Genomic DNA, 12,105 nt, shown 5'->3' with positions numbered 1-12,105 from the left:
GGCGGATGGTGGAAACCCGCTGAGCGACGATCACGACGGTCGCGGCGACGGTCTCCCGGGCGAGTGCGGCCCGCAGGTACGCGTCCGTCGCGTAGTCCAGCGCCGAGAACGAGTCATCGAACAGGTAGATCTCCGGGCGGCGGACCAGCACCCGGGCGATCGCGAGGCGCTGGCGCTGACCGCCGGACACGTTGGTCCCACCCTGGGCGATCACGCTGTCCAGGCCCTCGGGCATGGCCTCGACGAACCCCTTCGCCTGCGCTATCTCGAGTGCGTGCCACAGGTCGGCGTCCGTGGCGGCCGGGTTGCCGTAGCGCAGATTGGTTGCGATCGTGCCGGAGAACAGGTAGGGCTTCTGCGGGACCAGCCCGACGGTGGCGGCCAGCAACGCCGGGTCGAGTTCGCGGACATCGACGCCGTCAACGAGAATGGCACCCTGCGTGGCATCGGCCAGCCGCGGGATCAGGCCGATCAACGTCGTCTTCCCGCTACCGGTGCCACCGATGATCGCCGTGACCTGACCGGGCCGGGCCCGAATGCTGATCCCGCGCAGCACCGACGCCTGGGCTCCGGGATAGCCGAACCCGACGTCGCGCAGCTCGAGCTCGCCGTGCCGGTCGAGGGAACGCACCGGGTTCACCGGCGGCAACAGCGTGGACTCGGTCGCCAGCACCTCCCCGATGCGTTCGGCGCACACCTCGGCACGAGGGATCATGATGAACATGAAGGTCGCCATCATCAGCGACATCAAGATCTGCATGAGGTAGCTGAGGAAGGCGGTGAGCGCGCCGATCTGCATCTGGCCGGCGTCGATGCGGTGCGCGCCGAACCACAGCACGGCCACGCTGGCGACGTTCACCACCGTGAGCACCAGCGGAAACATCAGTGCCATCAGCCGGCCGAACTGCAGCGAGACGTCGGTCAGCTCGGCGTTGGCCACCCCGAACCGGCGCTGCTCGTAGTCGTCGCGGACGAAGGCGCGGATCACTCGCAACCCGCTGAGCTGTTCGCGCAGGATCCGGTTGACGACGTCAAGGCGCTCCTGCATGGCCCGGCCCAGCGGCTTCATCCGGCGCACGATCGCGATGATGATCGCGCCGAGAACCGGTACGATCACGATAAGCAGGGTCGACAGCCTGGCGTCCTGGTGCAGGGCCAGCGCAATACCGCCCAGACACATGATCGGTGCGGACACCATCAGCGTGAAGCTCATCAGCGCCAGCATCTGAACCTGCTGGACGTCGTTGGTCGCCCGGGTGATCAGGGATGGTGCGCCGAACCGACCGACCTCACGGACGGAGAACGACTGCACCTGGTCGAAAAGCGCCGCCCGCAGGTCCCGACCGAGCGCCATCGCGATCCGGGCGCCGAAGTACACCGCGGCGCCCGCGCAGACGATCTGTACGGCGGCGACCCCGAGCATGATCCCACCTGTACGCAGAATATAGCCCGTGTCGCCGGTGATCACCCCGTGGTCGATGATGTCGGCGTTCAGGGTCGGCAGGTACAGGATGGCGATCGTCGCCACCAGCTGCAGGCCGACCACGATCGTGATCGGCCGGGTGTACGGGCCGAGGTGGGCCCGCAGGAGTCGGATCAGCATGCGGTCTCTCTCGGCGGCGGGACGGGACAATGGTCCAGACGGTGGCAAGGCTGTCACACCGCTGCTCCGGTCCGGGGGAGGACCACGGCGCCACCCCGCGCAACCGACGAACGGTCACCACACCGCCGACATATGAGAACAGTACGAGCTGAACCAGGCTTCACGTCAACGCGTTTTCCGGGCCGCAGCGCGGCGCATCCCGACCAAGCCGGCTACGGACGTGCCGACCAGGCCGTGCGGGGCGCCGGGATAACCCTTCAGGGTCGGGTCCTTGATGACCTTCGAAGACAGGTAGGCCCGGGCGCAGCTGGGCACGATCTGGTCATCATCTCCGTCCAGGTCCGCTACCTGCCGCAGGACCCCACCCAGATCGAGGGAAACCTGGAGCCCGATGACGGCACCGTCCGGGCCACACCTCAGGACGCGGCGCCCCGCCTCGGCTGGGAACTCGACCATCTCGACACCCTGCACGCCACCGGCCGTCTCGCCGAGGCGGAGTTCGCCACCGCCAAAAGACTGCCGTTCGGCGGGTGCCTGTAGAAGTAACAGGAGATCGGCGACGCGCGACCCTACGAATGCACAATTGTCAGCCGGTGACGTAGGTGGAACGCGCGAGAGTGAATGCCTGGTCGGTGACCTGCCCCCAGATACTGTCCGCGTAGGCGCGCTACGGTGTCTGTCTGCGCGTTGGTCCGCGGCTCGGTGTCGAAACCCTCGGTTCCGATCGAGTCGTAGGTGGCGTTCCCCGCGGCCTGTGCCCACACCCGCACGTCGGAGAGCACGTACTGTTCCTGGCACCACCGGCAGTATTACGAACCGGCCGTTGGATGAAGTGTGAAACAGTATGCACCATTACCGCCGCCTCTTTCCATTGCGTAGTCCTCGGACTACAGTGGTCCGAAGCTTTGCCGAGGCGGTCTAACAGGGACTATAATGTGGCCGTTCCCGGCTCGCCGACCGCTGGCACGGGTGTATTCCACTCGACCAGGTACGATCTTTGTCGGAATTCTCGCCGAGACGAATTTCACATGGCCTCCGACTTCCAAAAACAAATTCCTCTCACAATCCGAACGTCACAGGCCGGACCGGCTCCTGCCAACAGCCATGGTGTGATCCCGCTGCCGGCCGGCGAAAAACTGGCCCGAACGTCTGTCCTGCCCAGCCGGGGCACCGGCGTCTGGACGGGGACGGCGGCCCACCGGCCGGCACCTGCTCTTGGCGCACACAGCCGACCCAATCCGCCCGAAGCGCCCAGCCAGGGTCCGGAGACGGCTGTTTTTCGCCTGGTCGGCCGACCCGTGCCGAATCGACAGGGGATGTCGAGGTTAGTCCGAAGGGATGCGGGTAGACCATGATCAGGATAACAAGATGAAAGGTTGTCATGGGAATTGTCGCGTGGATCGTTCTCGGGCTGGTCGCCGGACTCATCGCAGAAAGAGTCACAGGACAGCGTACCGGCTGGGTTCTCGCCGGGATCGCCGGGATCACCGGGATCGTCGGGGCGCTCCTGGGTGGCTGGCTCGCCAAGGTCGTGTTCCACGTCCATTCTCTCAACAACTTCTTTAACCTCTCCACGTGGGTCACCGCAATCATCGGATCGGTGATCCTGCTCGTGATCGTGCAAGTGGTGACCGGCAACCGTAGCCACAGCCAGAACCACAGCCGCGGACGTAGCCGCGCCCGGTTCTGACCCCCACCGGCCGCCGCGGACCGCGGCGTGGCCCGCGGCAGTTAGTCTTGCAGGAGGATACCCATGAGTCTGATCAACACGATTAAGAACACGCTTCGGCAGATCAAGGGAAACACCCGGCGAACCACCGGCCGGGTCACCGCCGACCGGGACCTGGAAGTAGAAGGTGCCGAAGAGCAGACCGGCGACCATCTCAAGCAGGCTGGCGAAAACGTCAAGGGCACAGTCAGGTAGACACATCACGTCATCCAGCCGGCGACGGCCGGTGGCGGCCGGTGGCGGCCGGTGGCGTAACGTGGTTTCTGCACATCAGCGTGGCCGTGTTCTCGTCCTGGTCTGGTCCGTACGCCTGTTCCGGGTTCCTTCTCGCTGATAGGTATATCGGTTGAGAGGGATGACCATGACCGCTGATGGTGCAGCCGGGTGTCGTGGGAAAGGTCCCGCGTATTCCGGGGGTGGGCAGGACGTCGCGGCGACGGCCAGCGGCCGTGAGTACGCCGGGCATCGGCAGCTGGCTCTGGAAAAACACCTGGTCACGGACAGGGAAATCGGTCCTGGTGCGTGGCGTGCCCACAGCGGCCGCCGCGGAGCGCGTGGGTGACCCCGATCGCGTCCGAAGAACTCTGCATGCCCTGGTGGCAGGCGGCTCGGCGGACGGCTCGGCGGTGAAGCGGCTGTGCGCCGGTGCCGTCTCGGTCCTGCCGGTGGACGGGGCGGCGATCTCGCTGCTGACTGGCCTTGATGAGCTGGGCTCCGTTGTTGCGAGTGACGCCGCGACCGCCCGCCTCGGCGATATCCAGTTCACCATCGGGGAGGGTCCCTGCTGGGACGCCATCCGGGACGGGCGCCCGGTATTGGTCGGGGACCTGACCGGTTCGACCGGAGGTCGCTGGCCGATGTTCACGGCCGCGGCCCTGGCCGCCGACGTCCGAGCAGTCTTCGCCTTCCCGCTGCAGATCGGCGCCATCAGGCTGGGGACGCTCGGCCTCGTGCGCGCCGAACCGGGCGGGCTGGGACGTGGTCCCTTGGCGGACGCTCTGGTCGTCGCCGACATCGCGACTCTGACGCTCATCAACCTGCCGGCCGATGGGGCGGCAGGCGCGGCCGACCTGCCGTCGGAGGTGTGCGCGATGTACCGGGCCGAGATTCACCAGGCGACGGGGATGGTGATGGTACAGCTCGAGGTGAGCGCGCAGGAGGCCCTGGTGCGGCTGCGTGCCCATGCATTCGCCTGCGGACAAACCGCGGACGAGGTCGCCCGCGACATCGTCGCTCGCCGGCAGCGCCTCGAAAGGGACCTGCCTTGACGGGCGGCGCGTCGGTGCCGGGCGCCTTGCCCCGAAGGCCGGCCTGCGGATCCGCGAAGTCGACCATGCGCCGTGGCACGGACAGCGGCCGGCTAGGCTGCCGGCCGTCCCAGCTCAGGATGTCGGATCAATGCGCCGGTCGACGACACCGCAACCGCCTATCCTGACCACAGCCCCGAGAGCGGTCTGGAAGAGGCTGCTTTGTCCGGCACCTGCCGCTTGTCACTGGTCTACGGTTCGAGTAGCGGCGATGTGTTTTCGGTGCCGACCGGTCAGGGGGTTGCGGTGGATGACGGCGATCTGACGGCGAGCCTGGCGGGACTGTCCGGGCTACTGACGGGGCACCGGCCGTTGCGCGAGACGCTGATCCACATCGCGGAGTTTGCAGTGCAGGCGATTCCCGGGGCCGATGGCGCCGGCCTGACGATGCTGGAGGACGACCGGGCGCAGACCGTGGTGGCCAGCGCCGCGTTCGTGCATGCGGTGGATGACGTGCAATACGGGCTGGGAGAGGGGCCGTGCCTGCTGGCGGTCCAGTCACGGCGCACGCAGATGTCGGGGTCGCTGGGCGGGGAGGCACGGTGGCCACGGTTCGGTCCGCGGGTCGGGCGGATGGGCGTGCACAGCGCGCTGTCGCTGCCGCTGCTACTACCCGATCAGCTGGTGGGAGCGATGAACGTGTACGCCCACGCCAAGAACGCGTTCGGGCCTGAGGCGGTGGCGATCGGCGAGCTGTTTGCGCGGCCGGCGGCGGTGTCGGTGCACAACGCCCAGGTCCTTGCTCAGTCGCAACGGCTGGCCGCCCAGCTGCGCGAGGCGCTGACCAGCCGGGCGGTCATCGACCAGGCACTGGGAATCATCATGAGCCGGACGGGGGCCAGCCCCGAGGAGGCGTTCGACCGGCTGCGGGCGATGAGTCAGTCCCAGCACATCAAGGTTGTGGAGGTATCTCGGATACTGGTGGAGGAGGCCGTGCGCCGCGCCCGCGCCCGGCAGGCAGCCGGGGGGCGAGAGGGCACCTGATCTCAAGAGAGATCAGGCAGTCGTCGGCCGATCGCCGCAGGCTCCGGCCGGCTCCCTCGACGATGCCGCGCACGTGCCCAACCGGAGTGGAACTGCGGTGTCCTTCGTACCCCTGGTGGTGGTCGACAACCGGGTGTCCCCGCTATATGGTCAAAGTAGCTAGGACATAGCCGGCTCGAGAGCGGAAACGCCGCGCACCTGCCGCGGGACCGCGAGTGTGCTGCTCACGCTCGAGCACGATCAGTGATCGTCTACAGGACGTCATCTGTGACGCTTCCCGACCGGCCCGATCGCCTTCGTACCGCCATCCCCGTCGCCGTGTCCCCGCCGTTCAGGTGGGGTCCTGACCCATCCTGCCAGTGATCATGATATCTGGCCCGACGTCCCCACACTGACGCACCGCCTGAACCCGCGGTGAGCAGCAGAAAAGCGAACGGCGATGGTGTCGAGGTGTCGATTACCAAACGGTTCCGCCGCGGCTCTGTCATTATGGGGAAACGCGACCAAACGACGACGACTCATTCACGCGACAACGCACGCCCACGTTCACAACCATCCGTATATGCCGCCCGGATGGATTTCTTCGCCGCCGGCCAGGTATACCAGAAATGGCCGACCAAAACCAATGGTAAGGGCAAATTATGGGCATCATCGCGTGGATAGTGTCGGGTATCGTCAGCGCGCTCCTCGGCAGCCGGCCGGCCAAGATCGTCTTCCACGGCCAGTCCCTCAGCACATTCGTCGACATCTCCACCCGAATCACCGCGATCCCTGGTGTAGCCATGCTGCTGATCATGCGGACGGGGACCGGTGGCCGCCGTCCACGCCCGGGTGTAGACGCCCAGGCCCAGGTGGCGGGGTGGGCACGGTGCGGCTCCAGCCACCGGGTGCCGTGACGACGCCCGGTGCCGACCGGCGAGTTATCGGCGGTCGTTACCGGCTGGACAGTCCGATCGGGCGTGGCGGCGCCGGGGTCGTCTGGTGCGGTGAGGACGAGTTACTGCAGCGACCGGTAGCGGTAAAAGAGATCATCCTCGTTCCGTTCGCCGGTACCCAGCAGGACCGGGAGGCGATCCGCTCACGGGTGCTGCGGGAGGCCCGGGCACTGGCCCGGTTGCACAGCTCGGCGATCGTGACCGTGTTCGACGTGGTCGAAGAGGCACACCGGCACTGGATCGTGATGGAGCTGGTCGATGCGGACAGCCTCGGGGATGTGATCCGCACGGATGGACCGCTGCCGCCGGCCCGGGTGGCGGCGATCGGATTGGCATTGACCGAGGCGCTGGGTGCGGCGCATGCGGCTGGGGTGCTGCACAGGGATATCAAGCCGGGCAACATTCTGCTCGCCGGGGACGGGCGGGTGCGGCTGACGGACTTCGGGATCGCGGCAATCGAGGGGGACACGACCCTGACCGCTACGGGGACGCTGATGGGGTCACCCGGGTACATCGCACCGGAGCGAGTGCGTGGATCGTCCGGATCGCCGGCGAGCGATCTGTGGGGGTTGGCGGCGACGCTGTACGCGGCGGTCGAGGGCCATCCCCGTTCGAGGGTCCCGAAACCTACGCGGTGCTGGCGGCCGTTGTGGAGGGGCGGCGACGGCCGTTCGAGTTGGCGGGCCCGCTGGAGCCGCTGTTGGGGGCGTTGCTGGACCGGGCGCCGGCGGACCGGCCGTCGTTGGTGGAGGTCCGGCGCAGGCTGCGCCCGATCGCGGGCACGACGAAGGCAGTCCCGGAGTTTGTGAGCGAGCGCCCCCCGGCGAGGGTGGACGTGGACGAGGTCGACGCGCTCGCTGTGGACACCGCTCCGGCGCCACTGCGCGGTGAGCCGCTGGTGACCGGGACAGCGGCGCCGGAGCGGGAGCCGGTCGGGTCGCACGATGCCGGCGGCCGGCGCGGACTACTCCTTGCGTCCGCGGCAGCCGCGGCGGTCATCGGCGCCGCACTCGCTCTGTCCGGTGTACTCACCTCCGCCGGCGACAGTCCGGCCGCGGCCGCCGCGGCAGCGCCCGCCACGACGGCCGTTGAGCCGTTCCCGACGGTCGCGGGTGAATCGACGACCATCACCTCGACCGCAGAAGCCGTCTCCCATGCCCCTACGCGAACGACCAACATGACAGCCAGCAAGCAGCCCATCGCGACGGCACCGCCGCTGCCCGTCCCGACCCAGGGCGGCGACCCGACGACCGAGCCGGCCCGGCAGGTGAGCACGCCCCCGTGGCCGACGGCGTCGGGATCGAGCGTCCCGCCGGAAGGGCCAAGTTCGCCGACCTCGCAGACCTCGCCGCGGACGAGTGCGTCGCCGCCGCCGACCTCGCCCAGGCCGACCAACTCCCACCCGAGCCCCACCGCAACGACGACCACGCGCTGAGGTGAGAACCTGAACCACTGACAGCGCTCAGCTCCATCCGAAGGCACGACCAAGACCGCGAAACCGCGAAACTGCAAAACACGAGATAACCGCTAAGAGCGACCGGCAATAGGGACCCGGCGTCGCGGGGCCGGGGCACGCACCTCGCCGCGTTGCGATGCACACGAACCCCAGCCTCACTCCTTGATCCACGCCCCTATTGCCGGGCGCTCCAAGCGGACTGGCTGGCTGCTGCACAGCCAGGACTGCCCGGAACTGGCCCGAGTTGTCATGCTCGCCACCGCGCTGTGGCTGCCATCCCGCCTCGGCAAGCAGCGCCTCGTACCCGTGGCAGGCCCCAGCCGACCCAAGCCGGTGCGCTCACGCTGATGTTTGCGGGAAAGACCGACGGGCCGACGCGGGCGACTACCTGGCCCCGTCCACAAAACCCTGGACGGGCCGTTGACCATCAACGGCCTCGGCTCTGCTCGGCGTGGTCCGGGTCTCCCGATCGCGCCGGTCAGCAGAAACGATCATGTTCTCGTGCACGACTACCTCGGGCTGCGGCGGCTCCGGCCGCCAATCAAGGATGGCGTCACCCTCGAACATGACCGGCGGGGCCGTTCCGGCCTCCATTGACTCCTCGACGATGTGCCGCCGCCACCGTTCCCGGTAGAGCGTCACGCCAAAACCGATGGCGCCGACCAGCATGAAGATCAGACCGACCATCGTAATGTCGAGCCCCGACGGGTCGGCACTCACAGCGAAGCCGAGGATGGCGCCGAGTGCGAACACCGCCAGGCTCAATCCTATACCCATGACTGTTCCTTTCTGCGTGACGCAGCGGTGGAAATCTTGATTCAGTCGGGCTTCCCCTCGCCCGGGGGTGGGGAAATCGGAGCAGATCCCCTTTGTCTCGCGCTCATCCCGGGTGCGCACCGCGGAGCTCAACCCACCTGGCGGGAAGGCACATCTCGATATCTCCGCTTCGACATGCGGCAAAGGTTTGCCATCGCGATGCCGTCAACGACGGACGGAGCGCAACCCTGTCGTCTTGTGGAGTATTCTTCCAGCGACGCATGCCGCCTCGCATCTGCCGCTTTTCAGGGTCACAGCCCGCTTCTTCTGTCAGTCCGCCCGATCCGCGCGGTGCCCAACGAGGATTTAGGCGAGGGTTTCGTGTTCCGTCCGGGCCCATGGTGGTCTTCTCCGCCAGCAGCGGATGAGGAGGGTGGACCGGATCCACCCGGCCGGCGTCCGGCGAGGTGCTATTCCTTGAAGGCCTTCGCCTCTTCAATCCAGGTCTCCATCTGGTGCTCGGAGAGTCCCACGACCGCTCCGTGACGCTTTTCGATCATCTGCTTCAGATGGGCGGCGTTGCGATGGCGCAACTCCTTGATCGAGGCGACACCGATTTCCTCGAGGATCTCCCGGTACCTGGGACCGATACCCTTGAGTTTTTCAAGATCACAATCCTGGACCTTGTGGCCACCACTGTCGGTCATGGTCATGAGACTCCCCATTCTCTTAGGCGTTCGACATTGCGGGGTGTACATCGAGCATCGCGACCAGGCCGGCGACGACGAACGCTTGATAGACCGTGGGGTGGGCGCCGCGGACACTGATCCGTTTTCCTCGGCGCGCTGCCTGGGCGGCGGCGCCAACCAGCACATCGAGTCCCGCCGCATCGAGGAAGGACACCCCATCGAGGTCAACGACCAGGAGGGGTTGCCGAGCGTGCATTCCATTGTCAAGGGCTGCGCGGAGCGCCGGAGCGGCAAACCCGACCACGTCGCGAACGTAGACGGTCGTGACCTGATCGCGGTGTGACGTGAAGATCCGAATCCCGGCGGCGGACTGAGCACGAGAAACGCGCCATGGGTGTGCCCCGGAGCCGCTGGGCCCTGGCACGAGCCCCGCCAGGTCCGCGGAATCATAGATAATCCTGAGGCGCTGAACGGCGTGGTTCGCTTCGATCTGGGCCAGGGTTCGGGCCCGGTCCGCATCGTCCGACCGAACCAGGAGAACGTCGAGCACGTCGCGTCGATCTTCCATCACACTCACCTGTTCCCGTCGAGTAGCTGACCGTCGGGGCACATGCGACCGCCACCGATGATTTGGATGACGGGCCCCACCTGGACCAGCGGGGACAGGTCGATGGGGATGGCAACACGAGGCTGTTCGGAACAGGCGGACACATTCACAGCTGACGTCCCATGGACGATCGCTGGTCGTGCCCGAGCGTGCGCGAGGCGCTCACGGTCCCGCGGCAGGTGCGCGGCGTTTCCGCTCTCAGGCCGGCTATGTCCTAGCGAGTCTGACGGTACAGCGCAGACAGCCGGTTGTCGACCACCAGGAGGCACATCAAGCCCGCAACCCGCAACCCACAACCCCGAACAGGCGACTGCGCCGCCCGCCGCCCGGATGCCCGAATGCCCGGCAATCGGTCGCAGTGATGAGCTCTGTTCGGATTGATCCTTTCCGTATTGCCATTTCCGAGATGTCCTGGAGACGAACAGCGCGACAGCCCACGATCGCGATCTTGCGGCGACCGAACGCGGTCGTCGCTGCACCGCATTTTTAGGAGTGGGTCATGGGCATCATCGCGTGGATCGTCCTCGGCATGGTAGCCGGTGTAATCGCCAAAGTGCTGGTCCCCGGCAGGGACCGTGAAGGCATCATCATCACCACCCTGATCGGTGTCGCCGGCGCACTGCTGGGCGGCTTCCTGGCCACCAGGGTGTTCCATGTCGCCGGTATCCAGGGGTTCTTCAACCTCTCCACCTGGCTTACTGCCATCGCGGGCGCCGGCGCCCTCCTGATCGCCTACCACCTGGTCTCCGGGCAGCGCAGCAGTCGGTGGGCCGGGCACCGATAAGACCACATGCGTCATCATCACGCCCACCGACCCCGCGGACCCTGCTCCTCAGACTGAAGGTGCACGCATGAACACCACCCCGGCAGGCTCAGCCCGCCCAGCGTCCCCGGACGCCGAGCGGCGTCGGTTCGCTGTGGGCCGCACCCGGATCGGCGGCTGGTGGGTCGCCCTGGTCGCAGCCGCGTTCGTCCTGCTGCTACTGCTGATCTTTGTACTGCAGAACCTCCAGGCCGCCCGCATCTCCTTCCTGGGCGCCCAGGGAAGTCTGCCGCTGGGCATCGCACTGCTGCTTGCGGCGGTCGGCGGGATACTCATCGTCGCCATCCCCGGAACGGGACGCATCATCCAGCTACGCCGGCTCGCGACCAGCCGGCTCGCGACCAGCCGGCTCGCGGACGGACCAGCCGAACCCGACTCGTCCGCTCCGCCCGGCCCGTTCGTCGATCAGACGAAGCCCCCCACTCAGGCGGACGACGGGCCGGGGGGGCCCGATGCCCCGGTCAACTCGTCGGCTGCGGCGAGGCAAGCCAGCCCAGACGTTGGGACATGGCCCGAGCACAGGCGACAATGGCCTGTACATCACCGGAATCGTCGGCTGCCCGCCACAGAATCGACCACGGATAGTACGAAACCGGCTCGATCAACGGCCGCCACATGATCCCCGGCAGCGCCGAGATGCACGAGGCCGGCACGCAGTACAGGCACCGCCCCTGCGAGACCAGATCAGCCGCCGCGCGGACGCTTTCCACCGTGCCCTCATACGCGGTGGGTGTGAAACCGGCTGATCGGCACACCTCAACCACGAACTGGTTGAACTCTGGCGCCTGCTTGTCCTCGGCGAGCAGGAGCGGCTCCTGCACGAGGGTGGCGACGGGTACGCCCGCAAGGCGTGCGAATCGGTGCCCATAGGGAACCAGGACGCCCAGCGGATCCTGACGGAACAGCACCGAGGCGACCTCCGGCGGTGCCAGGGCTGCTCTGCCGATACCCACGTCCAGCCGACCGGCGACCAGCTGTTGGTACTGCTCGGGTACCCCGGCTTCGATCTGATGGATCACCAGGCGCGGGTACCTGGCCTGAACCTCATGCAGGATCTGCGGCATCGAGTCATAGCTGGCGTCGATGATGCCGACCCGCAGCCTGGGGGTGGCTCCCACCGCACTTCGGGCGACCGTCGTGGCCCGCTCCACTTGGGCCAGGATCTGACGGGCCTCGACCAGGAAAGCCGCTCCCGCAGCGGTCAGCGCGACATGGT

The 12,105-nt window shown here is 67.2% G+C and carries 15 protein-coding genes and 1 pseudogene; 11 read left to right on the top strand and 5 right to left on the bottom strand.

Features of this window, described 5'->3' with window-relative positions; genetic code table 11:
- A partial coding sequence (locus tag U9977_RS20550; RefSeq protein WP_322750919.1) for an ABC transporter ATP-binding protein occupies positions 1-1,603 on the bottom strand: 1,603 nt, incomplete at its 3' end.
- 132 nt (positions 1,604-1,735) lie between these two features.
- On the opposite strand from U9977_RS20550, the gene U9977_RS20545 reads away from it, so the two are divergent.
- From U9977_RS20545 to U9977_RS20505, 9 genes are all read left to right on the top strand, one after another.
- The gene (locus tag U9977_RS20545) at positions 1,736-2,143 is read left to right on the top strand and encodes a hypothetical protein (RefSeq protein WP_322750918.1); all 408 of its coding nucleotides are present in this window, start codon (positions 1,736-1,738) and stop codon (positions 2,141-2,143) included.
- Positions 2,144-2,984: 841 nt separating this feature from the next.
- A complete protein-coding gene (locus U9977_RS20540; RefSeq protein ID WP_322750917.1) occupies positions 2,985-3,293 on the top strand; it encodes a GlsB/YeaQ/YmgE family stress response membrane protein in 309 nt (102 codons plus the stop codon).
- A gap of 63 nt (positions 3,294-3,356) precedes the next feature.
- The gene (locus tag U9977_RS20535; protein WP_322750916.1) at positions 3,357-3,527 is read left to right on the top strand and encodes a CsbD family protein; all 171 of its coding nucleotides are present in this window, start codon (positions 3,357-3,359) and stop codon (positions 3,525-3,527) included.
- Positions 3,528-3,859: 332 nt separating this feature from the next.
- Positions 3,860-4,600 carry a GAF and ANTAR domain-containing protein gene (locus U9977_RS20530; RefSeq protein ID WP_322750915.1) on the top strand — a complete coding sequence of 247 codons (741 nt, stop codon included), beginning with the start codon at positions 3,860-3,862 and terminating at the stop codon, positions 4,598-4,600.
- Between the two features lie 261 nt (positions 4,601-4,861).
- On the top strand, positions 4,862-5,623 hold the full coding sequence (locus U9977_RS20525; RefSeq protein ID WP_322750914.1) for a GAF and ANTAR domain-containing protein: 762 nt from the start codon (positions 4,862-4,864) through the stop codon (positions 5,621-5,623).
- Between the two features lie 641 nt (positions 5,624-6,264).
- Complete coding sequence (locus U9977_RS20520) at positions 6,265-6,519, top strand: hypothetical protein (protein ID WP_322750913.1); 255 nt, start codon at positions 6,265-6,267, stop codon at positions 6,517-6,519.
- A complete protein-coding gene (locus U9977_RS20515) occupies positions 6,483-7,367 on the top strand; it encodes a serine/threonine-protein kinase (RefSeq protein WP_322750912.1) in 885 nt (294 codons plus the stop codon). The genes U9977_RS20520 and U9977_RS20515 overlap by 37 nt, the downstream gene beginning before the upstream one ends.
- Positions 7,364-7,993: a hypothetical protein gene (locus U9977_RS20510; RefSeq protein ID WP_322750911.1), complete on the top strand. Its 630-nt coding sequence runs from the start codon at positions 7,364-7,366 to the stop codon at positions 7,991-7,993. Before U9977_RS20515 ends, U9977_RS20510 begins: the two co-directional genes overlap by 4 nt.
- Positions 7,994-8,176: 183 nt before the next feature.
- A complete protein-coding gene (locus U9977_RS20505; RefSeq protein ID WP_322750910.1) occupies positions 8,177-8,362 on the top strand; it encodes a hypothetical protein in 186 nt (61 codons plus the stop codon).
- Between the two features lie 36 nt (positions 8,363-8,398).
- On the opposite strand, the gene U9977_RS20500 is transcribed toward U9977_RS20505, so the two are convergent.
- From U9977_RS20500 to U9977_RS27150, 3 genes are all read right to left on the bottom strand, one after another.
- Entirely contained in the window at positions 8,399-8,791 is a 393-nt protein-coding gene (locus U9977_RS20500; protein WP_322750909.1) for a DUF6458 family protein, read from the bottom strand.
- A 449-nt stretch (positions 8,792-9,240) separates the two neighbouring features.
- Positions 9,241-9,483 (bottom strand): DUF4332 domain-containing protein, encoded by a 243-nt coding sequence (locus tag U9977_RS20495; protein WP_322750908.1) that lies wholly within the window; start codon positions 9,481-9,483, stop codon positions 9,241-9,243.
- A gap of 16 nt (positions 9,484-9,499) precedes the next feature.
- Positions 9,500-9,715: an STAS domain-containing protein gene (locus U9977_RS27150; protein ID WP_416210717.1), complete on the bottom strand. Its 216-nt coding sequence runs from the start codon at positions 9,713-9,715 to the stop codon at positions 9,500-9,502.
- Between the two features lie 850 nt (positions 9,716-10,565).
- Between U9977_RS27150 and U9977_RS20485 the strand changes: the two genes are divergently transcribed.
- Positions 10,566-10,850: a GlsB/YeaQ/YmgE family stress response membrane protein gene (locus tag U9977_RS20485; protein WP_322750906.1), complete on the top strand. Its 285-nt coding sequence runs from the start codon at positions 10,566-10,568 to the stop codon at positions 10,848-10,850.
- A 67-nt stretch (positions 10,851-10,917) separates the two neighbouring features.
- Positions 10,918-11,196, top strand: a pseudogene (locus U9977_RS20480) (DUF1049 domain-containing protein); the annotation flags it as partial.
- A gap of 154 nt (positions 11,197-11,350) precedes the next feature.
- Here U9977_RS20480 and U9977_RS20475 read toward each other — a convergent pair.
- Positions 11,351-12,105 (bottom strand): LysR family substrate-binding domain-containing protein (locus tag U9977_RS20475; protein ID WP_322750905.1); only part of this gene is annotated, 755 nt, incomplete at its 5' end.

It is taken from the genome of Protofrankia sp. Cas8, from assembly GCF_963555845.1.
Classification (GTDB): domain Bacteria; phylum Actinomycetota; class Actinomycetes; order Frankiales; family Frankiaceae; genus Protofrankia.
The sequence above is the reverse complement of the archived record's forward strand: the minus strand, read 5'-3'. Positions and strand labels throughout refer to the sequence as shown.

Excerpts from the sequence above, each read along its gene's own strand:
- U9977_RS20540 (WP_322750917.1), top strand. The coding sequence starts at position 2,985 with ATGGGAATTGTCGCGTGGATCGTTCTCGGGCTGGTCGCCGGACTCATC.
- U9977_RS20520 (WP_322750913.1), top strand. The coding sequence starts at position 6,265 with ATGGGCATCATCGCGTGGATAGTGTCGGGTATCGTCAGCGCGCTCCTC.
- U9977_RS20495 (WP_322750908.1), bottom strand. The coding sequence starts at position 9,483 with ATGACCATGACCGACAGTGGTGGCCACAAGGTCCAGGATTGTGATCTT.
- U9977_RS27150 (WP_416210717.1), bottom strand. The coding sequence starts at position 9,715 with ATGCACGCTCGGCAACCCCTCCTGGTCGTTGACCTCGATGGGGTGTCC.
- U9977_RS20500 (WP_322750909.1), bottom strand. The coding sequence starts at position 8,791 with ATGGGTATAGGATTGAGCCTGGCGGTGTTCGCACTCGGCGCCATCCTC.
- U9977_RS20535 (WP_322750916.1), top strand. The coding sequence starts at position 3,357 with ATGAGTCTGATCAACACGATTAAGAACACGCTTCGGCAGATCAAGGGA.
- U9977_RS20485 (WP_322750906.1), top strand. The coding sequence starts at position 10,566 with ATGGGCATCATCGCGTGGATCGTCCTCGGCATGGTAGCCGGTGTAATC.
- U9977_RS20545 (WP_322750918.1), top strand. The coding sequence starts at position 1,736 with ATGAGAACAGTACGAGCTGAACCAGGCTTCACGTCAACGCGTTTTCCG.